The organism is Stenotrophomonas sp. YJH_SMC_138, from assembly GCF_059369855.1.
The window spans coordinates 160862-186974 of sequence record NZ_JCAFTB010000003.1; the positions used below are offsets into that span (position 1 = coordinate 160862).

Annotated in this window: 21 protein-coding genes and 1 riboswitch; of the genes, 10 read left to right on the forward strand and 11 right to left on the reverse strand. The window is 68.3% G+C overall.

Annotation, left to right across the window (positions count from 1 at the left end; all coding sequences use genetic code 11):
* Positions 1-40: 40 nt before the first annotated feature.
* The 3 genes from AC5P7I_RS08925 (at position 41) to gph (ending at position 2491) form a co-directional block, all read left to right on the forward strand.
* A complete protein-coding gene (locus AC5P7I_RS08925) occupies positions 41-970 on the forward strand; it encodes a LysR family transcriptional regulator (protein ID WP_014645815.1) in 930 nt (309 codons plus the stop codon).
* On the forward strand, positions 967-1758 hold the full coding sequence (locus AC5P7I_RS08930) for a class I SAM-dependent methyltransferase (protein ID WP_014645816.1): 792 nt from the start codon (positions 967-969) through the stop codon (positions 1756-1758). Before AC5P7I_RS08925 ends, AC5P7I_RS08930 begins: the two co-directional genes overlap by 4 nt.
* A gap of 64 nt (positions 1759-1822) precedes the next feature.
* Positions 1823-2491 carry a phosphoglycolate phosphatase gene (gene gph, locus AC5P7I_RS08935; RefSeq protein WP_126411685.1) on the forward strand — a complete coding sequence of 223 codons (669 nt, stop codon included), beginning with the start codon at positions 1823-1825 and terminating at the stop codon, positions 2489-2491.
* 93 nt (positions 2492-2584) lie between these two features.
* Here gph and btuB read toward each other — a convergent pair whose 3' ends face one another.
* Positions 2585-4426: a TonB-dependent vitamin B12 receptor gene (gene btuB / locus AC5P7I_RS08940; RefSeq protein WP_111205891.1), complete on the reverse strand. Its 1842-nt coding sequence runs from the start codon at positions 4424-4426 to the stop codon at positions 2585-2587.
* 115 nt (positions 4427-4541) lie between these two features.
* Positions 4542-4764: riboswitch (cobalamin riboswitch) on the reverse strand.
* 142 nt (positions 4765-4906) lie between these two features.
* Here btuB and AC5P7I_RS08945 point away from each other — a divergent pair.
* Entirely contained in the window at positions 4907-5485 is a 579-nt protein-coding gene (locus AC5P7I_RS08945) for a histidine phosphatase family protein (RefSeq protein ID WP_049408270.1), read from the forward strand.
* Between the two features lie 90 nt (positions 5486-5575).
* On the opposite strand, the gene AC5P7I_RS08950 is transcribed toward AC5P7I_RS08945, so the two are convergent.
* Together AC5P7I_RS08950 and AC5P7I_RS08955 are read right to left on the reverse strand one after the other, a co-directional pair.
* The gene (locus tag AC5P7I_RS08950) at positions 5576-5938 is read right to left on the reverse strand and encodes a TfoX/Sxy family protein (RefSeq protein WP_014645820.1); all 363 of its coding nucleotides are present in this window, start codon (positions 5936-5938) and stop codon (positions 5576-5578) included.
* Positions 5935-6417, reverse strand: coding sequence for a GAF domain-containing protein (locus AC5P7I_RS08955; RefSeq protein ID WP_014645821.1), 483 nt, complete (start codon positions 6415-6417; stop codon positions 5935-5937). Before AC5P7I_RS08955 ends, AC5P7I_RS08950 begins: the two co-directional genes overlap by 4 nt.
* Positions 6418-6485: 68 nt before the next feature.
* Between AC5P7I_RS08955 and bioD the strand changes: the two genes are divergently transcribed.
* Positions 6486-7169 carry a dethiobiotin synthase gene (gene bioD / locus AC5P7I_RS08960; RefSeq protein ID WP_111205890.1) on the forward strand — a complete coding sequence of 228 codons (684 nt, stop codon included), beginning with the start codon at positions 6486-6488 and terminating at the stop codon, positions 7167-7169.
* A 75-nt stretch (positions 7170-7244) separates the two neighbouring features.
* Here bioD and AC5P7I_RS08965 read toward each other — a convergent pair whose 3' ends face one another.
* From AC5P7I_RS08965 to msrB, 4 genes are all read right to left on the reverse strand, one after another.
* Positions 7245-8693 carry an aminotransferase-like domain-containing protein gene (locus AC5P7I_RS08965; RefSeq protein WP_014645822.1) on the reverse strand — a complete coding sequence of 483 codons (1449 nt, stop codon included), beginning with the start codon at positions 8691-8693 and terminating at the stop codon, positions 7245-7247.
* 242 nt (positions 8694-8935) lie between these two features.
* A complete protein-coding gene (msrA, locus tag AC5P7I_RS08970) occupies positions 8936-9673 on the reverse strand; it encodes a peptide-methionine (S)-S-oxide reductase MsrA (RefSeq protein ID WP_262088263.1) in 738 nt (245 codons plus the stop codon).
* A 14-nt stretch (positions 9674-9687) separates the two neighbouring features.
* Positions 9688-11454, reverse strand: a complete 1767-nt coding sequence (locus AC5P7I_RS08975; protein WP_262088262.1) for a cytochrome c biogenesis protein DipZ — start codon at positions 11452-11454, stop codon at positions 9688-9690.
* Positions 11455-11456: 2 nt separating this feature from the next.
* Complete coding sequence (msrB, locus tag AC5P7I_RS08980) at positions 11457-12038, reverse strand: peptide-methionine (R)-S-oxide reductase MsrB (protein ID WP_262088261.1); 582 nt, start codon at positions 12036-12038, stop codon at positions 11457-11459.
* A gap of 144 nt (positions 12039-12182) precedes the next feature.
* Between msrB and AC5P7I_RS08985 the strand changes: the two genes are divergently transcribed.
* Positions 12183-12902, forward strand: coding sequence for a response regulator transcription factor (locus AC5P7I_RS08985; RefSeq protein ID WP_262088260.1), 720 nt, complete (start codon positions 12183-12185; stop codon positions 12900-12902).
* A complete protein-coding gene (locus AC5P7I_RS08990; RefSeq protein ID WP_262088259.1) occupies positions 12899-14368 on the forward strand; it encodes a sensor histidine kinase in 1470 nt (489 codons plus the stop codon). The genes AC5P7I_RS08985 and AC5P7I_RS08990 overlap by 4 nt, the downstream gene beginning before the upstream one ends.
* Here the strand turns inward: AC5P7I_RS08990 and AC5P7I_RS08995 are convergent.
* A complete protein-coding gene (locus AC5P7I_RS08995) occupies positions 14365-15711 on the reverse strand; it encodes an ATP-binding protein (protein WP_069118028.1) in 1347 nt (448 codons plus the stop codon). The two genes, AC5P7I_RS08990 and AC5P7I_RS08995, sit on opposite strands and share 4 nt — an antisense overlap.
* On the reverse strand, positions 15708-16397 hold the full coding sequence (locus tag AC5P7I_RS09000; protein WP_014645829.1) for a winged helix-turn-helix domain-containing protein: 690 nt from the start codon (positions 16395-16397) through the stop codon (positions 15708-15710). The genes AC5P7I_RS08995 and AC5P7I_RS09000 overlap by 4 nt, the downstream gene beginning before the upstream one ends.
* A gap of 349 nt (positions 16398-16746) precedes the next feature.
* Between AC5P7I_RS09000 and asnB the strand changes: the two genes are divergently transcribed.
* Positions 16747-18648, forward strand: coding sequence for an asparagine synthase (glutamine-hydrolyzing) (gene asnB, locus AC5P7I_RS09005; protein WP_262088258.1), 1902 nt, complete (start codon positions 16747-16749; stop codon positions 18646-18648).
* A gap of 692 nt (positions 18649-19340) precedes the next feature.
* Here asnB and AC5P7I_RS09010 read toward each other — a convergent pair.
* On the reverse strand, positions 19341-19688 hold the full coding sequence (locus tag AC5P7I_RS09010; RefSeq protein ID WP_014035870.1) for a phasin family protein: 348 nt from the start codon (positions 19686-19688) through the stop codon (positions 19341-19343).
* A 117-nt stretch (positions 19689-19805) separates the two neighbouring features.
* Positions 19806-20168: a 6-carboxytetrahydropterin synthase QueD gene (queD, locus tag AC5P7I_RS09015; RefSeq protein WP_134966091.1), complete on the reverse strand. Its 363-nt coding sequence runs from the start codon at positions 20166-20168 to the stop codon at positions 19806-19808.
* Between the two features lie 192 nt (positions 20169-20360).
* Here queD and AC5P7I_RS09020 point away from each other — a divergent pair, with 192 nt between their 5' ends.
* Together AC5P7I_RS09020 and AC5P7I_RS09025 are read left to right on the forward strand one after the other, a co-directional pair.
* Positions 20361-23000 carry a TonB-dependent receptor gene (locus AC5P7I_RS09020; RefSeq protein ID WP_053496325.1) on the forward strand — a complete coding sequence of 880 codons (2640 nt, stop codon included), beginning with the start codon at positions 20361-20363 and terminating at the stop codon, positions 22998-23000.
* Between the two features lie 74 nt (positions 23001-23074).
* The gene (locus tag AC5P7I_RS09025) at positions 23075-25669 is read left to right on the forward strand and encodes a M14 family zinc carboxypeptidase (protein ID WP_262088257.1); all 2595 of its coding nucleotides are present in this window, start codon (positions 23075-23077) and stop codon (positions 25667-25669) included.
* Positions 25670-26113 lie beyond the last annotated feature (444 nt).

Below are 26113 nucleotides of genomic sequence, written 5' to 3' on the forward strand. Positions count from 1 at the left end.
ACAGCGTATAACGCGCTTGTTTGTTGCATGGATCGAGCATATGGACCGATTGACCGCCATGACCGTGTTCGTCGAGGTGGCCGAGCGCGGCAGCCTGACCGCGGCGGCAGAGGTGCTGGACATGTCGCGGGCGATGGTCAGCCGCTACCTGGCTGAGGTCGAGGGCTGGCTGGGCGCACGCCTGCTGCACCGGACCACGCGCCGGGTCAGCCTGACCGGCCCGGGCGAGGCGGCACTGGCGCGCTTCCGGCAGATGCTGGCGATCGGCGAGGAACTGCAGGGCGAGCTGGCCAGCGATGATCCCGAGCCGCATGGCACGCTGCGGGTGACTGCCAGCGTGTCGTTCGGGCAGAGCCACCTGGCGCGGGCGGTGGCCGGCTTTGTTGCGCGCCATCCGGCGGCACGCATCGAGCTGCTGCTGGTCGACCGCACGGTGAACCTGGTGGAGGAGCGGGTGGACCTGGCCGTGCGCATCGCGCGCCAGATCGATCCCAGCCTGATCGCGCGGCGGCTGGCCACCTGCCGCTCGGTGCTGTGCGCGACGCCGTCCTACCTGCAGGCACGCGGCACGCCGACTGCTCCCGAGCATCTGGCCGCGCACAACTGCCTGACCCACCACTACGTCGGCAAGAGCCTGTGGCAGCTGCACCGAGACGGCCGTTCGCTGTCGGTGGCGGTGGGCGGCAACATCAGCGCCAACGAGGCCTCGCTGCTGCTGGAGGCGGTGCGGGCCGGTGCCGGTATCGCCATGCTGCCGACCTACCAGGTGGCGCCGCTGCTGCGTACCGGCGAGCTGATCGAACTGCTGCCCGAATTCAGCCTGGACGAACTCGGCATTCATGCCGTGTACGCGTCACGGCGACAGCAGCCCGCTATCATGCGGCGATTCCTGGACTACCTGGCCGAGTGTTTCGCCAGCCCGGCCTTCCAGGATCTGGATTGGCGCCCACCGGGCAAGGAGAACACATGAACCATGGACAGGCCTTGATCGACCACAACCGTGCTGCCTGGGACCGCCAGGCCAGCGAAGTGCGCGAATGGTCGCGCCCGGTGGAAAGTTCAACCATTGCCGCCGCGCGCGAAGGCCGCTGGCAGGTGCATCTGACCCCACGCGCGCTGCCATTGGACTGGCTGGGCGATGTGCGTGGCCGCCGCATCCTGTGCCTGGCCTCGGGCGGGGGCCAGCAGGCACCGGTGCTGGCCGCTGCGGGCGCCGACGTCACCGTGTTCGATCTCTCCGACGGGCAGCTGGAACAGGACCGCAGCGTGGCGGCGCGCGATGGCCTGCAGCTGCGCACGGTGCAGGGCGACATGCGCGACCTGCACGTATTCGCCAACGACAGCTTCGACGTGGTGTTCCATCCGATCTCCAACCTGTACGTACCCGACGTGCGCCCGGTGTGGACCGAATGCCGCCGCGTGCTGGCGCGCGACGGCATGTTGATGGCCAGCTTCTACAACCCGGTGCTGTTCGTCGGCGCGCGCGATCCGCAGCTCGATGCGCAGGGCCTGATCCGGCCGCAGTACGCCATTCCCTATTCGGACCTGGAAGACCTGCCCGCCGCAGAACGTGAGGCGAAACTCGGCCGCGGCGATGCGCTGACCTTTGGCCACAGCCTGACCGAACTGATCGGCGGGCAGCTGGATGCGGGGTTCGTCATCGATCGCTTCATGGAAGACTGGCAGCCGCAGCCGCGCTTCCTGATCGACCGCTACCTGCCCACGTTCCTGGCCACCCGCGCACGCCGGATCGGTTGAGGCGGATCGGCGCAGAAACCAGCGGCGTACAATGGGCGGCCCCACGTCGTGCAGGTGCCGTCCCTTGTCGTATCCCTATCCGCTGGTCGTGTTCGACCTAGATGGCACGCTGGTCGACAGCGCAGCTGATATCGCCGAAGCACTGAACCGCACGCTGGAAGACATCGGCATGGCACGCGTGCCGGAAGCCACGGTTCTGGGCTGGATCGGCGACGGTGTGCGCCGCCTGGTCGAGCAGGCCGTGCACGCCGCGGGTCGTGAGGTCGACCTGGCCGAAGTGATGCCGGTGTTCATGGTGCACTACCGTGAGTGCCTGCTGCGCAGCCCGCGCCTGTTCGATGGCGTGGCCGAAGCGCTGATGCAGCTGCGTGCACGCGCTGTTCCGCTGGCGATCTGCACCAACAAGCCCGAAGCGCTGGTGCCGCCACTGCTGCAGCACCTGGGCATTGGTGATGCGTTCGCGCTGGTACTGGGCGGCGATTCGCTGCCGCAGCGCAAGCCCAGCGGTGAGCCGCTGCGGCACATCGCTGCGCACTTCGGGCTGGCGGTGGATGCCTGCCTGATGGTGGGTGATTCGTTGACCGACTACCGCGCCGCTGAAGAGGCGGGCATGCCGATCGCACTGGTGCGTTACGGTTATCCGCGTGGCCTGGACCTGGCCACCGCACAGGCGGTGGCGGTGATTGACGACCTGCGTGAGTTGCCGGGGTTGGCCGCGGGCGTTCGGGTGTAGAGCCGAGCCCACGCTCGGCTGCTTCATTGCGTGAGCCGAGCATGGGCTCGGCTTTACAGTAGATCGACGCCGGGCGATGCCCGGCGCGCGCCTTCATTTCGGCTGGTAACGCACGCTCAGCTGGTATTCGCGGCCGGGCTGGTTGAACCACGCCACCGTCTCGTAGCGGCGGTCGAACACGTTGGCGGCACGTGCCAGCAGCGACCACGCCGGCGTCAGCGCGTACTCGGCGCGCAGGTCCAGCGTGCCGTAGCCGCCGACCTTCACCGCGTTGGCGGCATCGTCATAGCGCTTGCCCGCACCCTGCACGGTCAGGCCGGCGCGGAAATCGCCGAAGCGGCGGTCGACGTCCAGGCGCGCGGTCTGCTGTGCACGGCGCGGCAGCCAGTTGTCGAACTGGGTGCTGCCATGGGTGCGGTTGCGCGGGTCGGTGTAGCTCAGCTGCGCGTTGAGGTCGAAGCCGGCCAGCAGCACGCCACCGGTCAGTTCGGCGCCACGGATGCGCGCCTTCTCCACCTGCTGCATTTTCATCGTGGACGCATCGTAGGTGATCAGGTCATCGATGCGGGTCTCGTACACGTCCAGGCCCCAATGCCAGCCCTGGCCCTGCTGCGAAACACCGAGGTTGGCGCTCTTGGACTTCTCCGGCTTCAACGTCGGCACGCCGCTCCACGGGTCGTACAGGTCGCTGAAGGTCGGTGCCTTGAAGGCGGTGCCGTAGCTGGCATTGACGCGCAGGCCGTGGTCCAGCTGCATTGCCCAGCCGAGACTGCCGGTGGCGTGGTTGCCGAACTGCTGGTTGTCGTCGTTGCGTGCGCTGGCCTGCAGCTGATGGCGGCCGAAGCGGCCCTGGTACTGCACGAACACGCCGGTGTTGCGACGGCTGTCGACGAGGTAGCCCGCGCTGCTGCCGTCCAGGTTGTCTTCGCTCCAGTCCACGCCGGTGCTCAGCAGCTGGCTTCCGGTCAAGGTGAAGTCACCCTGCAGCGAGGCGCTATCGCGGTGGGTCTGCGCGCTGCCGCGTGCGCCGAAGTCGCCGAAGTTGTCCGATTCGTTGTCGCTGCGGCCGACGTTGGCGGTGAACGCCAGGCGCCCGGACGGGGTGTAGCGCACCTTGCCGGCCAGCACCTGCTGGCGGGTTTCCGAGTAGTTGTAATAGCCGTCGTAGTGGTTCCTGCCGTCGGCGCGCAGCGCACTGCCTTCCACATTCCACTGGTCGTTGAAGGTGTAGCCGCCACGCAGGCTCTTGGACAGGTTGCGGTAGCCGTCGCGGTCGGGTTCGTCAGCGAAGCAGCCGGTGAACAGCGTCGCCGAGCCACGGCAGGCATCGACGCCATCGGAATGCTGGTAGGCGATGTCGGCGCCGAACCAGCCGCGTTCGGTGCCACCTCCGATGCCGCCGCTGGCTTCGCGCAGGCCGTTGCTGCCACCACCGAGCTGGAAGTGCGGAGCAAAATCGCCCTGGTTGCGGCGGGTGAAGATCTGGATCACGCCACCGATGGCGTCGGCGCCGTACAGGCTGGACTGCGGGCCGCGCACGATTTCCACGCGTTCGATCTGCGCCAGCGGCAGGTCCTGGTACATGGCCAGGCCGAGGTCGGCACTGTTGATGCGCACGCCATCGACCAGCACCACGGTGTGGCCCGAGTTGGTGCCGCGCAGGAACAGCGAGCTCTGCTTGCCGAGCCCGCCGGCATTGGTCAGGTTGATGCCGGCGCGGCCGCGCAGCAGTTCCTGCAACGAGGTGGCCTGGCTGGATTCGATCTGCGCGCGGTCGATCACCTGGGCTGGTGCGATGCTGTCCTGCAGGGCGATCGGGGTGCGGGTGGCGGTGACCAGGATCTGGTCGAGCGCGGTGGTGTCATCGGCGGCCTGGGCCAGCGCGGGCAGGGCGGCCAGCACGGCCAGGGACAGCATTCGGGACTGCAGCTTCATGGGGGACTCCAGGTGCCACGCACGCCCGCGTGGCGAAGGGGAGGAGCCGCGAAGGCAGGCATGCGCCGACGCCGCAGCGCAGGCTGCGGTCATCCAGCGCCATGCCCACCGCACCGCGACCTGAGGCTTCCGGGCCGGTCTCCGGGCTTGCCGCCGGGTGGCGCGAGGCCACCGTCCAGGCGCCTTCCCATGCCTGCGGCACAGTGGCGTTGTTGCCTGGAACTGACGTGCTTACCGTTGCGGGGGCAGCGCCGGCCTGGCGTGGATTCACGCGTCACCGGCTTCCCGTTTCAACCTGCCGGCCGTGGCTGCAGGTCACCTGGAAGTGCGCGCAGTCTACGGCATCGCAGGCGGCCCGTAGCGTCGAGCGTACCCGACTGCCTTTGCTGTGCCCTTAGAATGGTCCCTCGATCCCGTGGTGCCGTTGCCGATGTCCGCCCGTTTTCCGCTGTTCCCGCGTTGCCTGTACAGGACGCACGCATGATCCTCGACCTGGTCCGCCATGCCGGCAACGGTCGCGATGAGTTCCTCGATGGCCGCAGCGATCCACCGCAGCTGGCCCGCCTGCCGCAGGAACTGGTCGACGCCTACGCTGCGCAGCCCTGGGAACGGGTGATCAGTTCGCCGCGGCTGCGCTCGCTGCACACGGCGATGGCCCTGGCCACGCCGCGCGGGCTGGACGTGGAAGCGGAGGAGGAATGGGAAGAGCTGGATTTCGGCGATTGGGACGGGCAGTCGCTGTTCGACCTGCCGGAGGATGCACTGGCGGCCTTCCATGCCGATCCGCATGCATTCCCACCGCCCAACGGTGAAAGCTGGGGCCACTTCGAGCGGCGTATCGCGCGCGCGCTGGATCGACTGCTCGATGATGACGACCCGGTGCCAACGCTGGTGGTCAGCCATGGCGGCCCGCTGCGCATGGTGCTGTCGCAGGTCTGCGGCCTGCCGATGTCGCTGTGCTGGGCACTGCGCATCGACCACGGCACGCGCCTGCGGGTACGGCTGGAACGTGGCGAAGCCGGGCTGGCAGGCGAGCTGCTGGAACTGCAGCAGCCGTAACCCATCGGTAGTGCCGGCCGCTGGCCGGCAGTCTCGGGAACGCTGCGAAGATCATGCAGTTGCCGGCCAGCGGCCGGCACTACCAGGCCGTCAATCCTCGTCCGCATCCTCGGTCACGCTGTCTTCCGCGTCATCGTCGGCATCGAAGCGCTGCTCATGCACCGGACCCGACGCCGGGCCGGCCGCCTTCAGCGGATGCGCGGCGATGCGTGCTTCGTAATCCTGCACCAGCGCCTCACGCTGCGGCTCGCTCAGTTCCTGCCAGTGGCAGTCCAGCAGCGCGCCTTCCAGCGAGTACAGCAGGTTCAGGCTGGGCTTGAAGCCGGCGCGCTTGACCTTGACGAAGGCGCCGACTGCGCCGGTCGCAACCAGGTCCTCGCGGCTGCGCAGGCCGACCTGGCGCAGCCACGCTGCACTCTTGGGGCCGATGTTGCGCAGCTTCGGTGCGCTCATCCCAGCGCCTCGACGAACACGCGGGCGATGGCTTCCAGGCCGGCCTGGTCATCGGCATCGAAGCGGCCGATCTTCGGGCTGTCGATGTCGAACACGCCGATCAGTTCATCGCCGCGCAGCAGCGGCACCACCAGTTCCGAACGCGAGGCCGAATCGCAGGCGATATGGCCGGGGAAGGCATCGACGTCGTCCACGCGCTGGGTCACGCGCTGGCTGGCGGCGGCACCGCACACGCCCTTGTCCAGCGGGATGCGCACGCAGGCCGGCAGGCCCTGGAACGGGCCGACCACCAGCTCCGTGCCGTCGTACAGGTAGAAACCCACCCAGTTCAGGTCGGGCAGGGCGTGGTAGACCAGTGCGGAGAGGTTGGCCGCGTTGGCGATGCGGTCGGACTCGGCGTAGACCAGGCCACGGGCCTGTTCCAGCAGCTGGGCGTATTGTTCCGGCTTGCTGCCGGTAAGCGAGGCATTGGCGAACATGCCCGCAGTCTAGCAAGCGCGCCGGGCCGGCGATAATGCACGCTCTGTTGCCCTGTTGGAGCCCATCGATGCCGTTGCCCGCTACGCTGCCGCCCGCCCTGTTCATTACCGGCACCGATACGGAGATCGGCAAGACCGCGGCCAGCACCGCGCTGCTGCATGCGCTGCGCCGGCGCGGCCTGCGCGCGGTGGGCATGAAACCGGTGGCCAGCGGCAGCGAAGACCTGGGGCAGGGCCTGCGCAACGCAGACGCGCTGGCGCTGCAGGCGGCCAGCTGGCCGGTGCCGGACTATGCCGATCTGAACCCGTATGCGCTGCGGCAGCCGCTGGCACCGGAGCTGGCCGCTGCCGAGGACGGCGTGCAGGTGGAACTGGCGCCGATCGTGGCTGCGTTCGCGCGACTGCGCGCGCAGGCCGACATCGTGGTGGTGGAAGGCGTCGGTGGGTGGCTGGCGCCGGTCTCGGCCACGCTGGACCAGCTGGACCTGGTGCGAGCACTGCAGTTGCCGGTGCTGCTGGTGGTGGGCATGCGGCTGGGCTGCGTCAACCATGCGCGGCTGACTGCGCAGTCGCTGCAGGCCAGCGGCGTGCAGTGCCTGGGCTGGATCGGCAACCACATCGACCCTGCGATGCAGCGCCAGGATGAGAACATCGCCACGTTGCAGCAGCGCCTGCCGATGCCGTGCTGGGGACGGCTGCCGCATCTGCCGGGAGCGGATGGCGAAGCGCTGAGCGCGCACCTGCTCGAGTGATCCTGGGTAGTGCCGGCCGCTGGCCGGCAACCGCGTCCACCCGGTGATCCCGATGTTGCCGGCCAGCGGCCGGCACTACCGTGCTGCGGCCGCCAGCTCCCGCGCGATCGCGCCCAGTCGTTCCACCGCGCCAATGAAGCGCGCATCCAGGGTCTGGCAGCACGACAGCCGCAGGCAGTGGCGGTATCGCGCGCCACGTGAATAGACCTGGCCGGGCATGAACACGATGTCCTCCTGCAGCGCTCGCTCGAACAGCTCGCGCGTATCCACGCCCGGCAGTTCCAGCCACAGCAGGAATCCGCCCTGCGGTTCGGTGGCGCGGGTGCCGGCCGGGAAGTGCTCGGCCACCAGCTGGCGCAGCCGTCCCACCTGTTCGCGGTATAGCCGGCGCATGCGATGCAGGTGGTGCTCGTAGCTGCCCGCTTCCAGATACGCCGCGACCGCGTCACCGAGCAGCTGCGGCTCGCCGCCGGTGGACTGGAATTTCAGCAGCGCGATGCGCTCGGCGAAGCGGCCGCCATCCAGCCAGCCGATGCGGTAATCCGGCGCCAGTGTCTTGGAGAAACCTCCGACCACCATCACCCAGCCGTCGCGATCGAAGGCCTTCAGCAGGGGCGCCGGCGGTTCGCAGAACTGCAGCTCGGCGTACACCGCGTCCTCGATCAGCGGCAGCTGCCGTGCGTTGACCAGCTCGGCCAGGCGCTGCTTGGCGGCGGTCGGCATGGTGCAGCCGAGCGGGTTGTGCACGGTCGGCATCACCACCAGCGCGGCCAGCGGTGTGTGCTGCAGCAGCGCGTCCAGCGCATCCACATCCAGTCCGTGCTGCGGATGGGTGGGCAGCTCGATGGCCTGCAGGCCGAGGTTGGCCAGCAACGGATACAGGTTGAAGTAGGACGGTGCCTCGATGCCGACCGCATCACCGGGCTGGGTGACCGCGCGCAGCGCCAGCTGCAGGCCCTCCATCGCACCATGGGTCAGCAGCAGGCGTTCGCTGTGGGTGTGCAGCCCCATGCGCGGGCCACGCCGCACGATCTGCGCCAGCAGCCGTGGCGAGCCGTTGGGGCGCGCGTAGGTCTCCACCGTCTGCTGGCCGTGGCGCAGCACCTGTGCGGTATGCCGGGCCAGCTGCGCGCCCGGATAGAACTGGCGCCCGCGCGGACCGGCAAAGGCCAGGTCGATCACACCGGGGCGGCGCTGTGCTTCCAGCACGCGGGCCATCAGCACCTGCTGCAGTGGTGCGGTGGGTGCGGACGGGGTATCACGCAGCGAACGCTCTGGCACCGACAAGCGCGGCGCCACCTCGAAGCCGGCTTTGGGCCGCGGAATGACCAGGCCGGCGTCCTCCAGCTGGCGATAGGCGGCAATCACCGTGTTCAGGCTGAGCCTGCGCTGCAGGGCCATCTGCCGCAGCGAAGGCAGGCGGCTGCCAACCGGAAGGCGTCCGCCGTGGATGGCCTCGGCCAGCTCGTCGGACAGCCGTTGGTAGCGGGGTGGGATCATCGCGCTCTGGTCATCTGTATCCATCGAATTTCCCACCATCTGGTGCTGTACCCATGATGATGGCGAGCCTAGCATGTCGTTGTCGGCCGGGCCTGATCGGGGCACGGCCGATACTTCCCAAACGCACGGCTGGATGGCCGTGCGTCTTTTTCTGTGTGTAGAGCCGAGCCCATGCTCGGCTGCACTTCCGCCAACAGCAGCCGAGCGTGGGCTCGGCTCTACAGAGAGCACCGCCGAGCGTCGGTCAGCCCAAGGGGGAATGCCGGCTACCGCATCGGCACCAGCACCGCCTCGCGCCGGTACAGCGCCGGGAACTGCTTGCCCAGCGCGGCCAGCTTCGGTGCGTCGTAGTAGCGGATGTAGGCCGCCTGCGGGTAGTTGGTCATGTAGTTCTGGTGGTAGCTCTCGGCCGGGTAGAAGCGCTGGCCGCTGACCAGCTGGGTGACGATCGGCGCGCGGTAGCTGCCGGCCTGGCCGAGCTGGGCGATGTAGGCGCGGCTGGCAGCCTGCTGGCGTGCGTCGTCACTGAAGATCGCCGAGCGATACTGGCTGCCGTGGTCCGGCCCCTGCCGATTGAGCTGGGTCGGGTCGTGCACCACCGAGAAGAACACCTGCATCAGCTGCCCGTAGCTGACCTGGCGCGGGTCGTAGTTGATCTTCACTGCTTCGGCATGCCCGGTCTGGCCACCGCTGACGCGCTCATAACGCGCATTGGCCGCACTGCCACCGATGTAGCCGGACACGGCATTGCTCACGCCCTTGACGTGCTGGAACACGCCCTGCACGCCCCAGAAGCAACCACCGGCGAACACCACGCTGGCGTGGGGGGCGTCATCGCGGAACGCCGCATCGCCGGTGGGGGCCGGCAGTGCCTGGATCTGCGCGCTGGCTTCGATCGGCGCCGCAATCGCGCCGTGGTCAACCAGCAGCACACCGGCAATCAAGGCCGTGGCCACCAGGCCGGCCACACCGGCGGCGATGCCCTGTTCAAAGGAGAGTTTCATCATGTCCTCCCGGTTCAACCGAAGGTGAAGGCATAGGCCTGCACGCCCGCATCGAGGAACTCGATCTCGAAGCGATGCGGACCGACTGCGCCGCGCTGGCGGATCAGCTGGTACAGGCGGTGCTCGTCGACGACGCCACTGCCATCGGCACCAACATCACTGCCGGCATCGGTGGCGGGCAGCGCTTTGCCGTCTAGCCAGACGCGGAAACGCACTGGCCTGCCGTCCTCGCTCGGTGCCAGCACCAGGTGCAGGTCGCGCGCATGGAACTGGAAGGCGATGCGGCCGCCGGCCTGCTGCAGCTGTGCGGCCTCATCGGTGACGGTCCAGCGCCCGGACAGCCCCCACTGGTTCAACGCCAGGGTGGCCGGCAGCGTGTAGTCGAACGCGGCGTCGCTGCGCTGCCCGCCGGGCGAGGCGAACTGCTCGGCGCGGGCGTGGCCCAGGTAGGTTTCCGGCGAACGCAGGTTGCCCATGTCGGCCTGCACGGCCACGCCCTTCAGGCCGACGGCAGCGGGATCGGCCGGTGGCGGCAGATTGGTTTGCCCGGCTTCGGTCAGCAGGCGACGGATCATCTGTTCCGAGCGCGCATAGTTGCCCTCGCCGAACTGGTGGCCGCGGATGTTGCCCTGCGCGTCGACGAAGTACTGCGCCGGCCAGTAGCGGTTGTTGAAGGCGCGCCAGATCGTGTACTGGTTGTCGAGCGCCACCGGGTACTCGACCTTCAGCTGCTGCACCGCTTTCATCACGTTGCGTGGGTCACGCTCGAAGGCGAACTCCGGCGTGTGCACGCCGACCACCACCAGGCCGTGGTCGCGGTAGCGTCGCTCCCATTCGTGCACGAACGGCATCGCGCGCAGGCAGTTGATGCAGGAATAGGTCCAGAAATCGACCAGAACCACCTTGCCGCGCAGCTGCTGTGCACTCAGCGGCGGGCTGTTGAGCCAGCCAGTGGCACCGTCCAGCGCGGGCAGCGTGCCCTCCACCGGCAGCGCTGCATCGGCACCGGCATTGGCGCCGGCCATCATCATCGGCGGCGCCGCCGGCTGCGCGCCGGGCACTGCATCCAGCAGGCGTTGCTCGATACGCGCGGTGCTGACCGTGGACAAGCGGGTCAGCAGGCCGGTATCCCAGCCGAGGCCGATCGCCACGACGGCCAGCAGCGCGGCCACACCCAGCACCTTGCGAAGTACATCGCCGAGGCCGAGCCGCGCCTGCATCGCGCGGAACACCCGGCCGCCGATCCACACCGCCAGCGCCAATGCGGTGATCGCACCCAGTGCGTAGGCCAGCAGCAGCGCAGTGGTACCGACGCTGGCGCCATGCAGGGCGGCGCCGGTCAGCACCAGACCGAGGATCGGCCCGGCACACGGTGCCCACAGCAGGCCAGTGGCGATGCCGATCAGCAGCGAGGTCCACGCGCCGCCGTGCCCCGCGGCATCCGCCGCATCGGCGCGCGCACTCAGGCGGGCACCCATGCGCTGGAACGGCGCCAGCAGGTGGTCGGCCAGTCGTGGCCAGAGCAGGGCGACCGCGAACAACGCCATCAGCAGCAGGGCGACCCAGCGTCCGACCTGGTTGGCCTGTGCCACCCATTGGCTGCCCACCGCGGCCAGGCTGGCGACCACGGTGAAGGTGAGCGCCATGCCCAGCAGCAGCGGCAGCGTGCTGCGCAGGAACGGGCGATCGGCACGCGCGAACACGAACGGCAGCACCGGCAGGATGCAGGGGCTGAGCAGGGTCAGCGCGCCCCCCAGATAGGCAAGCAGCAACAGCAGCATCGTCAGGCTCCGGAAGCAGGGGAAGAACCGACCGGCACCCGCCAGCCGTCGGCAGTGCCATCCGTGGCGCCGGGAACGAACACCATCGCCGCACCGTTCATGCAGTAGCGCAGCCCGGTCGGGCGTGGCCCATCGTTGAACACATGGCCGAGATGGCCGCCGCAGCGGCGGCAATGCACCTCCACCCGCAGCATCCCGAAGGTGACGTCGCGGTCTTCGCCGATGGCGTTGTGCAGGGGGGCCCAGAAGCTGGGCCAGCCGGTGCCACTCTCGAACTTGGTGGACGAGGAGAACAGCGGCAGCGCACAGCCGGCGCAGGCGAAGGTGCCCTGCCGGTGTTCCTTGTTGAGCGGGCTGCTCCAGGGCCGTTCGGTGGCCTGCTGGCGCAGCACCGCGTACTGCGCTGGGGTCAGGCGCTGGCGCCAGTCGGCATCACTGTGCATGACCTCGAACTGTCGCGACGGGCGCGCTTCGGCGGCGGCCGGGGCGGCGCGGCTGCAGGCCCCCAGGCCGAACAGGCCGAACAGGCCGGCGGCGGTGGCGACACCGCCCAGGCCCAGCAGATGGCGGCGGGAGAGGGACATGGCGGACTCCGGGAAGGGGCGACGGGGCCATGCTGCGCCCGCCCGGGTCAACGAATCCTCACGCAGGATTCAATTTTTCGTGAGGTATCGGCGGCCGTCCCGCGCCACAATGCAGCCAGCCTCCCCACTGGCCCCGAGCTGCCGATGTCGACCAAACGCGTGCTGATCGTTGAAGACGATGCCCACATCGCCGACCTGCTGCGCATGCACCTGGGTGATGAGGGCTACAACGTCGCCCATGCCGCCAGCGGCGATGCCGGCCTGCGCCTGCTCGAGCAGGACGGCCCGTGGGATGCGCTGGTGCTGGACGTGATGCTGCCCGGCGTGGACGGGCTGCAGGTGTGCCAGCGCGCGCGCGCGATGGCGCGGTATGTCCCGATCATCATCATCAGCGCGCGCGGCAGTGAAACGCAGCGCATCGTCGGCCTGGAACTGGGCGCGGACGATTACCTGGCAAAACCCTTTTCGATGCCGGAACTGGTGGCACGGGTACGTGCGCTGCTGCGCCGCGCCGAGGCGATGGCGCAGAGCGCGCGCATCGATGCCGGCGCGATCGAGCTGGGTGGGCTGCAGCTCGATCCGGTCGCGCGCACCGCTTCGGTGGATGGCAACACGCTGGAACTGACCCCGCGCGAGTTCGACCTGCTGCTGTTCTTCGCCCGTCATCCGGACCAGGTGTTCGCACGCATGGAACTGCTCAACCAGGTCTGGGGCTACCAGCACGATGGCTATGAGCACACGGTCAACACCCACATCAACCGCCTGCGCAGCAAGATCGAACCCGACCCGGCCAACCCACGGCGGTTGCTGACGGTGTGGGGCCGCGGCTACAAGCTGGTCGACCCGGCCGGGGCGGCGGCATGATCAAGCCGAACCTGTGGCAGAAGCTGGCGGTGGTGACCGCCGCGCTGATGCTGATGTGCTGCATGGCGCTGCTGGCACTGCAGATGCGTGCCAACACCCGCCACGAGCAGGAAGTCGTGCAGCGGCTGTCGCTGGGCCTGGCCGAACACATCGCCCAGCGCAGCGAGCTGATGGACACCAGCGGCATGCGCGATGCGGCGGTGCGCGCGCTGTTCGGCCAGCTGATGGCGGTCAACCCCAGTGTCGAGGTCTACCTGCTTGACGACCAGGGCCGCATCCTCGGTCACGATGCACCCAGTGGACATCTGGTGCGCAACCGGGTGGATGTGGCGCCGTTGCGTCGCCTGCTGGCCGGTGCACCGTTGCCGATCCTCGGCGATGACCCGCGCAGCGCCGATGGCCGCAAGGTGTTCAGCGCTGCACCATTGATCGTGCAGGGCCGGCCGGCCGGCTATGTGTACGTGGTGCTGGTCGGCGAGCACCGGCAGATGCTCGCCGACGATCTTGCCGCCGGCAGCCAGTGGAACACCACGCTGTGGTCGGTGGTGCTGGTCGGCAGCCTCGGCCTGTTGGCCGGGCTGGTCGCGTTCTACTGGGTGACGCGTCCGTTGCGGCGGCTGACCCGGCGGATCCAGGCCTTTGACATCGATGCGCCGACGCCGCTGCCGCCGCCGGAGCCGCTGCGCGCTGGTGAGCGCGACGAACTGGTGATCCTGGAACATGCGCACGCGCAGATGGCGCAGCGGCTGGGCGAGCAGTGGCAGCAGCTGCGCCAGCAGGATCTGCAGCGCCGTGAACTGGTCGCCAACATCTCGCACGACCTGCGCACGCCGTTGTCGTCGCTGCACGGCTACCTGGAAACGATGGCGTTGAAGGACGCCACGCTGTCACCGAACGAGCGCCGCCGCTATCTCGGCATTGCGCTGGCACAGAGCGCCAAGGTCGGCCGGCTGGCGCGCGCGCTGTTCGAACTGGCGCGGCTGGAGCACGGCGAAGTGCGGCTGGAGTGGGAAGTGTTCGCGCTGCCGGAGCTGCTGCAGGACGTGCTGCAGAAGTTCGAACTGGCGGCACAGGCGCGTGGCCAGCAGCTGCACGCGGCGTTTCCGCCCGGCCTGCCGCTGGTCCGTGCGGACCTGGGCCTGGTCGAGCGGGTGCTGACCAACCTGCTCGACAACGCGCTGCGCCATGCACCCGAGGGTGGCCAGATCGAGGTGCGCCTGCGCGCGACCGCCGACAGCGTGGAGGTCTGCGTCGCCGATGATGGCCCCGGGGTAGCCCCGGCGCTGCGTACCCAGCTGTTCCAGGCACCGGCCGCGCTCGGCGCGCGGCGTGGCGACAACGGCGGATTGGGCCTGTTGATCGTGCAGCGCATCGTGCAGTTGCATGGCCGCCGCATCGAACTGCGCGACAGCGAACGGGGCGCGCTGTTCGTGTTTGCCTTGCCGCGCGCGGAAACGGCGGTCTAGCAGGCTGCCTCGGCCTCCACGACACCGCCGTTTTCCAGCGGCAGGTGCAGGCGGATGCAGGCGCCGCCCAGCGCCGAATCGGTCACCTCGACCTGGCCGCCATGCTTGTCGGCCACCACCTGCACCAGCGCCAGCCCGAGGCCGAAGCCGGGGCTGCCCGGGTCCAGCCGCACATAGGGTTGCAGCACCTGGCCGCGCAGTTCCGGTGCGATGCCGGGGCCGTCGTCCTCCACCTGCAGGCACAGCCAGCCGTCATTGACTGTGCTGGCGATGCGGATCTGCCGACGCGCGTAACGCAGCGCATTGCCGAGCAGGTTGCGCAGCGCCAGTTCCAGCATGTGCCGGTTGACGTTGACCAGGCCCACCGGCGACAACGCCTGCTGCACCGGCATCGGCAACGGTGCGAACTGGGCCACCACGCCGCGCACCAGCGCCGCCAGCTGCAGGCGCTGGCGGGTCAGCTGATGGCAGCGGCCCAGTGCGGCGTATTCGACGCCGGCATCGGTGAGGTGCTGCAGTCGATCGACGTCGGTGCGCAGCCCGCCCAGCGCATCGCGCTGCACATCGTCGAGCGCGGTGTCTTCCAGGTCGGCCAGGCCGAAACGCATCCGTGCCAACGGCGTGCGCACCTCGTGCGCGACCGCCTGGGCCAGCACGCGCTGGCTTTCCAGCAGCTGCTGCAGCTGCTCGGCCATGTGGTTGAAGGCGTTGGCCAACGGCCGCACCAGCGCGGTGCCGGCGCGCGGCGCACGCGTGTCCAGCTGGCCGTCGCGCATGCGGCGGGCCGCCTGGGCCAACTGCGAGACGTCGCGCCACAGCCGGTACACCATCACGTACATCGGCAGTGCCACCGCCACCATCAGGATCAGCAGCAGGATCGCCACACCGGATACTTCGCTGTCCTGCCAGCCTTCGTCCGGCAGCGCCTCGTCCAACGGGCCCAGCATCACGGCGTAGTCGCTGTCGCCGATCCGCTGCAGGCTGCGCATGTGCTCCAGGTCGATCTGTACGCGGCCGTTGTTGAACGGCGGGCGCTGGCTGGCCGGCAGGGCCTTCACCGCCTCGGCCAGCGGCACCATGCGCAGCGCGTAGGCGAAATCGGCGTCGAGTTCGCGCGCCAGTGCCGGCCACTGCTCGCGCGGGGTTTCGGCGAAGCGATGCTGCAGCAGCGCGTGCGTGCCGCGCATCTCGGCCTGCAGGCCGGCTTCGGTGCGGTCTTCCAGCAGGGCGTCCCAGGCCCACAGGCCCAGCACGATCAACAACAGGTGGGCGACCAGGAAACCGATGCCGTAGCGCAGGAAGTGGAAGGCGTGGCCGCGCATCGCCGAGGGTGTGCGTTTCATCCCCATGCCGAGCGGCTGAACAGGTAGCCGCGGCCACGGACGGTCTTGATCCGTTCCGGCTGCTCCGGGTTGTCGCCCAGCTTGCGGCGCAGGCGCGAGATGCGGGCATCGATTGAGCGGTCCAGGCCATCGAAGGCGATGCCACGCAGGCCGCGCAGCAGCGCGTCGCGGTCCAGGATCTGGCCGGCATTGCTGGCCAGCAGGAACAGCAGGTCGAACTCGGCGGTGGTCAGCTCCAGCAGGCTGCCCTGCAGGTGCACGTTGCGGGTGGACGGGTCGATGCTCAGCTCGCCGAAGCGCAGGCTGCCGTCACGCGGTTCGACCCGGCGGTGGCGGCGCAGGTGGGCGCGCAGGCGGGCCAGCAGCACCCGCGGTTCGATGGGTTTGCCGATGTAATCGTCGGCCCCCAGTTCCAGGCCCAGCACCTGGTCGATGTTGTCGGTACGGGCGGTCAGCACGCAGATGATGCCGTCATAGTGGGGCCGGATCTGCCGACACACTTCGAAACCATCCTGGTCGGGCAGGCCCACATCGAGCAGCACCAGGGCCGGCTTCTCCGCCAGGATCCGGGCCACGGCGCGCTCGCCGCTGCGCTCGTGGGCCACCTGGTAGCCATGCCGTTGCAGGTAGTCGCTGACCATCGTTCCCAGGCGGGCATCGTCTTCGACCAGTACGATATCCAGCATTTCCAAGGCCTCCGTGGGCGCAAACGTACCGCCACGGCACGAGCGCGGCGATGCTATCCCAGCCTTCGGGCCGCCCGGGTCCCGGGGGCGGGCGCCATTCAGCCGGGGTTGCTGGCGCGCGGGCCGGGTCTCAGTCCCGGCAACAACTTGGCGGCCAGCATAGCCTGTTGCTGTTACAAAACGTTACCTTCGTGATACGGCTGGTGACGATCGCTGACAGCAAAGCGACTGACGCCGCGCGCCCCCGCGCCGAGCATGGAGTCTCCTCCGCTCCGCGTGCCGTCCCCATGTCGCCCGCCGCCCCCTGCCTGCCGAACCCGTCCCGCCGCTGCCAGTGCGGAGGCTTCCGATGAGCGGCGTGGTCGGGGCCTGGCTGCCGCCCGCCGAGGATGAGCAGCTGCTGCAGCAGCTGGCCCCGATGCTGCGCGCGCTGCAGCAGCGTGGGCGTGGCCGCATCGGCTACTGGACCGACGCCGAGGCCGGCCTCGCGCTGGGCCATTGCCGGGCGCCGACCGATACGCCGTTGCAGCCGCTGAGCTCGGACTGCGGTCGCTACGTGCTGTGCCTGGACGGCCGCCTGTACAACCGCGGCGACCTGCAGGCGCAGCTGCGCGATCTGCCCCGCAGTTGCAGCGATGCGCGGCTGCTGCTGCAGGCGATCGTCGAATGGGGCGTGCAGCGGGCGCTGTCGCGCATCGAAGGCGCCTTCGGTTTCAGCGTCTGGGACCGGGAGTCGCGCGTGCTGTGGCTGGCCCGTGATCCGGTGGGCGAGCGGCCGCTGTATTACGGCTGGTACCAGGGCCAGTTCCTGTTCGCCTCGGAGTTGAAGGCGCTGCAGGCCTTCGCCGGCTTCGCGCCGAGCATCGACCAGGATGCCCTGAGCCTGCTGCTGCGCCACGACTATGTGCCGGCGCCGCACACCATCTACCGTGGCATCCACAAACTGGTGGCGGGCGCGATGCTGCGTATCGATCTCAGCGACCATGCCGCGGGTTGCTCCAGCCAGGCCGCGCAGGGCGGCGCGCGTTACTGGTGCGCACGCGACGCGATGCAGAGTGCACTGCAGGAGCCGCTGCAGCCGGCGCCGAGCCTGGAACAGGCCACCGACCAGCTTGAAGCGGTACTGCAGAAGGCCATCGCTTCACGCATGCACTCGCCCCTGGCGTGCGGCGCGTTCCTGTCCGGCGGTACCGACTCCTCGCTGGTGACGGCGATGATGCAGGCACAATCGACCCTGCCGATCGAAGCGTGGACGGTCGGCTTCGACGATCCGGGGCATGACGAAAGCAACTGGGCGTCACAGGTCGCGCGCCATCTGGGCGTGCAGCACCACCTGCATCGCATGGACGCGCGCCAGGGCCTGGACCTGCTGCAGCGCCTGCCGCAGGTCTGGTGCGAGCCCTTCGCCGACGCCTCGCAGCTGCCGACGCTGCTGGCCAGTGAACTGCTGGGGGCGCGCAAGCCGGTGGCACTGACCGGTGACGGTGGCGATGAACTGTTCTTCGGGCATCCCAGCTATGGCCGCGCGCTGCGCAATGCGCGCCTGTGTGGTGGCCTGCCGGACTGGGTACGCGACCTGGCGCGGCGCAGCGGCAACCGCATGAACGTCGAGCGCGGCCGCCTCGGTGGCTGGCGCGCCCTGGTGGCCGAGGTGGCTGCCAATGAGGTGGAAGGTCACTACCTGCAGCGCGTGACCCGCTGGCGGCAGCCGGCGCAGGTGGTGCTGGGTGCGCGTGAGCCGGTGACGATCTTCCAGCAGCAGGACACGGCGCTGCCGGCCGAGGCGCGCATCCAGCTGCTGGATTTCCGCATGGACCTGGCCGAGGGCATCCTGGCCAAGGTTGATCGTGCGGGCATGGCGGCGGGCGTTGAAACCCGTGCGCCGCTGCTGGACATGGAGGTGGTGCGCCTGGCCTGGCGGCTGCCGCAGCACCTGAAGTACCACGATGGCGAGCACAAGCGGATCCTCAAGCACCTGCTGGCGCGCTACCTGCCGGAACCGCTGGTGTATCGCCCCAAGCGCGGCTTCGGACCGCCGATGGCGCGCTGGTTGGCGGGCCCGCTGCGCGACTGGGCGGAGGCGCTGCTGGATCCGCAGCTGCTGCGCAATCAGGGCTGCTTCGATGTGGCGCGCGTGCGTGGTGTCTGGGAGGCGTTCCTGCGGGGCGAGCGCAAGTGGCACACACACCTGTGGAACGTGTTGATGTTCCAGGCGTGGCACCAGCACTGGCACGGTGGTCGCGGGCGCTGAGCCGTTCCTGCATCGCGTGCGGCGGGTTCAATCTGCGCGGCGCAGGGCGGATGCCCTTGCGTACGAATGTCCTCCGGCGCCGGCCGTTGGCCGTCACCTCCCCCTTTACTTCGTACGCAAGGGCCTCCGCCCGACGTTCGGAGTTCGCCGGCGCCTCCTTGAAAGGCGGCCGCGAGCGCTGTGATCTCCTCGCCGGAAGCCGAGCCTCGTCGGGGCGGGCAGGGCCCATCGGTTCGCGGCGGATCAGGACGAAGACACGCGTGTGGCGGATGCATTCTGCGCGGCGCAGGACGGAGGCCCTTGCGTACGAATGTCCTCCGGCGCCGGCCGTTGGCCGTCACCTCCCCCTTTACTTCGTACGCAAGGGCGTCCGCCCTGCGTTGGGAGTTCGTCGGCGCCTCATTGAAAGGCTGCCACGAGCGCTGCGCTTTACCTGCCGTAAGCCGAGCCTCGTCGGGGCGGGCAGGGGTCTGGGCAAAGTAAAGGAGGAGGTGACGGCCAACGGCCGGCGCCGGGGGACATTTGCCCAGACCCCTGCCCGCCCCGGCGGGGCCCTTCAGCCTGCAGAGACGTCGCACGAAGACGCGCTTCGGTATCCAAACGACAAGCAAAAAAAGACCCGGCAGAGGGAGGGATCTGCCGGGTCCGGATTGCGTGGGGGGAGGGACCCACGCAATGAGCGTTGCGTCGCGTCAGTGGTTGTTCGCGTCCGCCGTTGATTCGTTGTAGCCCTGCACCAGCTCGGACCAAGCCTTGCTGGCCTGCAGGCCGAGACCGACCACGTCCTGCTGGGCCTGGCCCAGCCGCTGCAGGTTGTCCTGCCACAGCTGCGCGCCCTTGGAGAGCGTCCCGGCCGCATCCTCGCCGCGGGCCAGTTCACCCAGCCAGCCGCCGGTCGCAGTCAGGTTGCGCTCCATCACCTTCAGCTGCACGCCGAACATGCTTTCCGCGTTCTCCAACGCCAACCGGTTCGCGCGCGTTGCCGCGGCGGCGAGCTGGCGGGTGGCATCACTGAAGCGATCGCTGAAGGCGGCGGCCATGGGGGCGTCAGGGAGTGGCTTGATGCATTGCAGCATACGCCCTTGATGCGGCAATGCAACAAAAATAACAAAGGCGCCAAGGGCGCCTTTGAAACACCTTTCAGATCAATGAGTTGATCAGGGGTTCGGCCCGCGGTAGCGACACCCCGACGTGCAGGTTTCGTGCACGGTGATCTCGCTCAGCGCCGGCAGGCCGGGCTTGAGCTCGTTCCAGATCCACACCGCCAGGTTCTCGCTGGTCGGGTTCTCCAGGCCGGGGATGTCGTTGAGGTAGTGATGGTCCAGGCGATCGTAGATCGGCTGGAAGGCCGCCTTCACGTCACCGAAATCCATGATCCAGCCGGTCTGCGCCCCCGGCTCGCCCTCGACCTTCAGTTCCACCCGGAACGAGTGGCCGTGCAGGCGCGCGCACTTGTGCCCCGGCGGTACGTTGGGGAGGCGGTGCGCCGCCTCGAGCATGAAGACTTTGAAGATTTCCATGGCGCAATTGTACGCCGCAGGTGGCCGGCCATCCTGAGCGGATGCCGGGCTTTCGTGAAGTAACTCTTTCCATCCGGATGAAGAGATGATAGTTTCTCTTATATCCGTATGAAGAGATGTTATTGGCCGGACCCGGGCCAGGCATGGACTACTGCGGAACTTCATCGCCCTTACCACCTCCCCCACATCGTCATGCCCAAGCACACCCTGCTCGTGGCGGCCCTGGCCGTCGCTCTGGCCGCGCCTTTGTCTGCCGCCGCCGAAACCTCCGCCGACGCCAGTGGCGAAGCCAGCACCCTGGCCGCCGTGCGTGTCACCGGTTCCAACATCAAGCGCACCGATACCGAGGCCTCCAACCCGGTGCAGGTGATCGGCCGCCAGCAGCTGGAACAGACCGGCAAGGCCACCGTGGCAGATGTGCTGCGTTCGATCTCGGCCAACACCGGCAACGCCAGCAACGAAACCACCAACAACGGCTGGGCCTCCGGCTCGGCCGGCATCGGCCTGCGCGGCCTGTCGCAGAAGAACACGCTGGTGCTGCTCAACGGCCGCCGCCTGGCCAACTACGGCTTCCCGGCCGGTGGCCTGTCCGATACGTTCGTTGATCTCAACGCGCTGCCGCTGGTCGCGGTCGAGCGCATCGAAGTGCTCAAGGACGGCGCCTCGGCGGTGTACGGCTCCGACGCCGTGGCCGGCGTGGTCAACATCATCACCCGGCAGAACTTCGAAGGCGCCGAGATCGGCGGCAGCTTCGGCGGTGCCGACCAGGGCGGCCTGCACGAGCAGAACCTGAAGTTCGTCGGCGGCCTTGGTGATCTCGACACCGATGGCTACAACATCCTCTTCAGCCTGCAGGGTTACAACCGCGAACGTCTGGACCAGGACGAACGCAACCTGACCAAGAGCGGCATCTACACCGACAAGCCCGGTGGCCGCTGGAACGGCTGGTCGGCCAAGGGCGCGCGCTACCTGGTCAACGGCGTGTCGGTGCCGATGCTCGACGCCAACGGCAACTGCCCGGTCGGTACCACCCGCGTCGCCAGCGCGCCGATCGACGGCCTGGCCGGCGACACCTGCGGCTTCAACCAGGCCCCGTTCACCACGCTGATCCCCTCGACCAAGCGCTACCAGGCCTATGCCAACGGTACCTTCCGCCTGAACGACAACGTCGAAGCCTTCGGCGAAGTGCTGTACAGCCAGATCAAGAGTGCCGCGTGGTTCGGCAGCAGCCCGTTCTTCACCCTGGAGAGCGGCCGCTTCGCATTGAACGCCAACAGTGGCCTGGCCGAACCGGTGTCGTCGCTGCTGCCGGCCAACAATCCGTACAACCCGTACGGCCGTGCGATCCCGATCGAATACACCTTCTTCGACCTCGGCGGCACGATCAAGACCAACCGTTCCACCGCCTATCGCGGCGTGTTCGGCCTGCGTGGCACCACTGCGAACTGGGACTGGGAAGTGGCTGCATTCGGCGCACGCAGCAGCGAGCGTGAGAGCGTGTCCGGCGGCTTCGCCAATCGCTGGGCGCTGGCCGATGCGCTGGCCACCGGCAGCTACAACCTGCTGAATCCGGCGGCCACGCCGCAGTCGGTACGTGATTCGATCAACATCGCCACGCTGCGCCCGGCCGAGTCCAAGCTGCAGGGCGTCGACGCGAAGATTTCCGGCAGCCTGGGCCACACCTGGGCCGGCGAGATCGGCTTCGCCGCCGGTGCCGAGTGGCGCCGCGAGAAGCTCGATTCCAACAACCCGTGGCAGATCGATGCCGGCCTGCAGGTGCGCCCGGCCATCGCCGAAGTACATGGCCAGCGCCAGGTCAGTGCCGCCTACGCCGAAGTGAACGTGCCGCTGGCCTCGACCCTGGAACTGTCCGCCGCCGCGCGTGCCGATCACTACGATGATTTCGGCGATGCGTTCTCGCCGAAGATCGGCCTGCGCTGGCAGCCGCTCGATTTCCTGCTGGTGCGTGCCTCGGCGTCGAAGGGCTTCCGTGCACCGTCGCTGTCGGAGAACTCCAACAGCACCAGCATCGCCTACGGCAGCGTGGCCGACCCGCGTGATCCGGACGTGCCGGGCTCGCGCCAGAACCCGACCTTCTTCACCGTTGGCAACAACGCACTGAAGCCCGAGCGCACCAAGAGCGTGAACTTCGGCGTGGTGCTGTCGCCATGGGCCAACACCAACCTGAGCGTGGACTACTACCGCATCCAGCTGGACAACCTGGTAGGCACCAACAACACCCAGACCCTGGTCAACGACAACGTGGCCGGCGCCGTGCAGCGCGACGAGCGCGGCAAGCTGCAGGCCGTCTACAACCGCTACCAGAACCTGAGCGAGCTGAAGACATCGGGCATCGACGTCGAGCTGCGCCAGCGCATCCCGACCGCTGCGCTCGGCGACTTCACCGTGTCCTCCGCCTACACCCACGTGCGCGACTACCGTCGCCCGACCGTGGTCGGCGGCCCGCTGGTCGACTACGCCGGCAGCAACCTCGGCGCGACCCTGCCCAAGGACAAGGCCACCACCACCCTGGACTGGAAATACGGCGACTTCAACGCCGCGGTGACCTGGTACTACACCAGCAGCTACCGCCAGGAGGCCAGCACCGCCGCCAAGGCCGTGCAGCAGCGCGTCGGCAGCTACAGCCAGTACGACCTGTACCTGGCCTACACCGGCATCGACAAGCTGACGGTGTACGCCAAGGTGCAGAACCTGGCCGACAAGACGCCGCCGTACGATGCCTCGTTCCCGGGCATCCGCGCGCCGTACGACTTCAGCCAGTACGACCTGCGCGGCCGCTACTTCACGCTGGGCTTCGACTACCGCTTCTGATCCACCCGCTGCGACCGGTCTCCCCAAGGGACCGGTCGCGCGACCGCCTGCCGTTGTGTTCCAGGGGAGTCACTGTGTCCTTGCATCGTCGTGCCGTTCTTCCGTTGCTGCTTGCCGCCGCCACCGCACTGTTCCAGCCGCAGCCGGTACAGGCACAGAGCACCTACTTCTTTCCGCAGGCTGCCGATGCAGCGGCGTTCGATACCGCCGTGCCCACGCCGGAGCAGTTCCTCGGCTATCCGATCGGCAGCCGTTACACCCGGCACGACCAGCTGGTGGCGTACTTCCAGGAACTGGCCCGGCGCTCGGACAGGATCAGCGTGCGCGAGATCGGCCGCAGCTATGAGGGCCGCCCGCTGTTGATCGCCACTGTCACTGCCGCAGGCAACCACGCGCGGTTGGAACAGATCCGCCAGCAGCACGCGACCCTGGCCGATCCGGCGCAGCCGCGCAGTGCGGCGGGCGACAGCCCGGTGGTGGTGTGGCTGGGATACAGCGTGCATGGCAACGAGACCTCCAGTGCCGAGGCGGCGATGCTGACGGCTTACTACCTGGTGGCCAACCGCAGCGCCGAAACCCAGCAGTGGCTGCAGCAGGCGGTGGTGCTGTTCGACCCGGCGCAGAATCCGGACGGTCGCGATCGTGCCGCCAACTGGCACAACGCGTGGGCCTCCGATCCGGCCTCGGCCGACCCGGCCGACAAGGAGCACGTCGAACCGTTCCCGCAAGGGCGCACCAACCACTACTTCACCGATCTCAACCGCGACTGGCTGGCCCTGACCCAGCAGGACTCGCGGCCGAAGGTGGAGGTGTTCCACCAGTGGTACCCGAACGTGCAGATCGACTTCCACGAAATGGGCAAGGACAGCACCTACTACTTCGAGCCCTCGCCGAAGAGCATGCACAGTCCGCTGATTCCCGCGGCGTCGTACGAATTCAACAAGACCCTGGCCAGGTACCACGCGCAGGCGCTAAATGCGCTGGGCTCGCTGTACTACACCGGCGAGAACTTCGACAACTTCTCGCCGGTATACGGCTCGACCTACCCGGACTTCCATGGTGCCGTCGGCGTGACCGTCGAACAGGCCAGCTCGCGCGGCCGCGTGCAGGAATCGGTGAATGGCCTGCTGACGTTCCCGTTCACCATCCGCAACCAGGTCGCCACCGGGCTGGGCACGGTGCGTGGCGCAGTGACCGAGCGCAGCGGCCTGTTCGACCTGCAGAAGCAGTTCTTCCAGAGCGCGCTGAAGCAGGCCGCACAGCAGCCGGTGAAGAGCTTCGTGTTCGGTGATGCGCATGACCCGGCCCTGACCCGTCGCCTGCTGGAACTGTTGCTGCTGCATCGCGTCGAGGTGCGCGCGCTGGATCGTGCCGTCACTGTCGATGGCCAGCGCTTCGATGCCGGCAGCGCCTACGTTGTGCCGGTCCAACAGGCGCAGTTCCGCCTGGTGCATTCGATCTTTGCCGAGACGCCGCCGATCAAGGGTGATGTGTTCTACGGCAGCACCAGCTATGCAATCGCACCGGCCTACGGCGTGGCCTTCGCCGGTAGCCGCAGCCGTATCGAAGGCGGTGCACGCGTGACCGCGCTGCCGGCGGCGCAGGGCGCGGTGCTGGGCAGCCAGGCCGGATTCGCCTACGCGATCGACTGGCGCGACTACAACGCCGGGCGCGCGCTGGCCGCACTGCAGGGCAAGGGCGTGAGCGCACGTGCGGCATTCCAGCCGTTCACCACCGCGACCGCGCAGGGCGAGGTCAGCTTCGCCGCCGGCAGCCTGGTGATTCCGGTGGCCGGGCAATCGCTGCAGGGCGCAGCGCTGCTTGAGGCAGTGACGTCGGCCGCGCGCGAGGCGGGTGTGCAGGTGCACGCATTGCCCAGCGGCCGCAGCCGCGAAGGCATCGACCTCGGCAGTGACGGCGTCAAGGCGCTGCGCAAGCCCACGGTCGCGCTGGTGATGGGCGAGGGCGTGGCCGCCACCGAGATCGGTTCGGCGTGGTTCCTGCTCGACCAGCAGCTGCACCTGCCTGCCAGCAAGCTGGACCCGCAGCAGCTGGGCAAGGTGCCGCTGGACCGCTACACCACGATCGTGCTGTCCGGCGGCACCTACAGCGGCATCGATGCCACGGCGGTGGCCGCACTGAAGCGCTGGGTGCAGGCCGGAGGTTCACTGGTGACCTACGGCAGCGCCTCGAAGTGGGCGATCGAACAGAAGCTGGCCGACGGCGAGAAGCTCGGAAAGGAAGAAGAGACTGCCGACGAGAGCCGCCGTGCGTTCGGCGACCAGCGCGACATCGCCGCGATCGAGCGGGTCAGCGGCAACATCCTCAGTGCCGACGTGGATACCAGCCATCCGTTGGCGTTCGGCGTGCCGCGCCGGCAACTGGCGATCAACAAGGAAAACACGGTGACGCTGCAGCCGAGTGCGAACCCGTTCTCGACGGTGGTACGCATCGACGCGCCGCCGCGGGTGAACGGTTACTTGTCCGAGCGCAACCGCACGCGGGTGGCGGGCAGCGCGTGGCTGCTGGTGTCGGCGCAGGGGCAGGGTAACGTGGTGCTGTTCGCCGATGATCCGGCGCATCGCAAGTACTGGCATGGCACGGACCGGCTGCTGATCAACGCGATCTTCTTCGGGAATCTGGTAAATCCGGCGAAAGCGCGGGGTTGAGGTGTTTGGCGCCGAGTTTCTGTTGTGCTTGGGAGGCAGGGGGCCTCAGCCAGGACACGCCGTAAACCCATCCATGGGGGCTCGATGGCGCCATCCTTGGCGCCAACGGTCCTGGCTGAGGCCCCCTGCCTCCCATGACAGTTTCCTGCGGGCGCGGACGCATCAGACCCCAAGGCGGGAGCAAGGGCAAATACAAAAGCAAAAGCAAAAGCAAAGCCAGGAATTGCGACTTCGGCTTTTGCCTTTGAATTTGAATTTGAACTTGAATTTGATCTTTCTTCTCCCGGCTACCCGGCGGGAGAAGAAGGCGCAGGCAATGCTTGAAGCGGATGGGCATGGGGGCAGCGCAGAACCGTTGGCGCCATGGATGGCGCCATCGAGCTTACATGGACGTATTTACAGCGTGTTCTGCGCTGCCCCCATGTCCATCCGCCCTCGGTACTG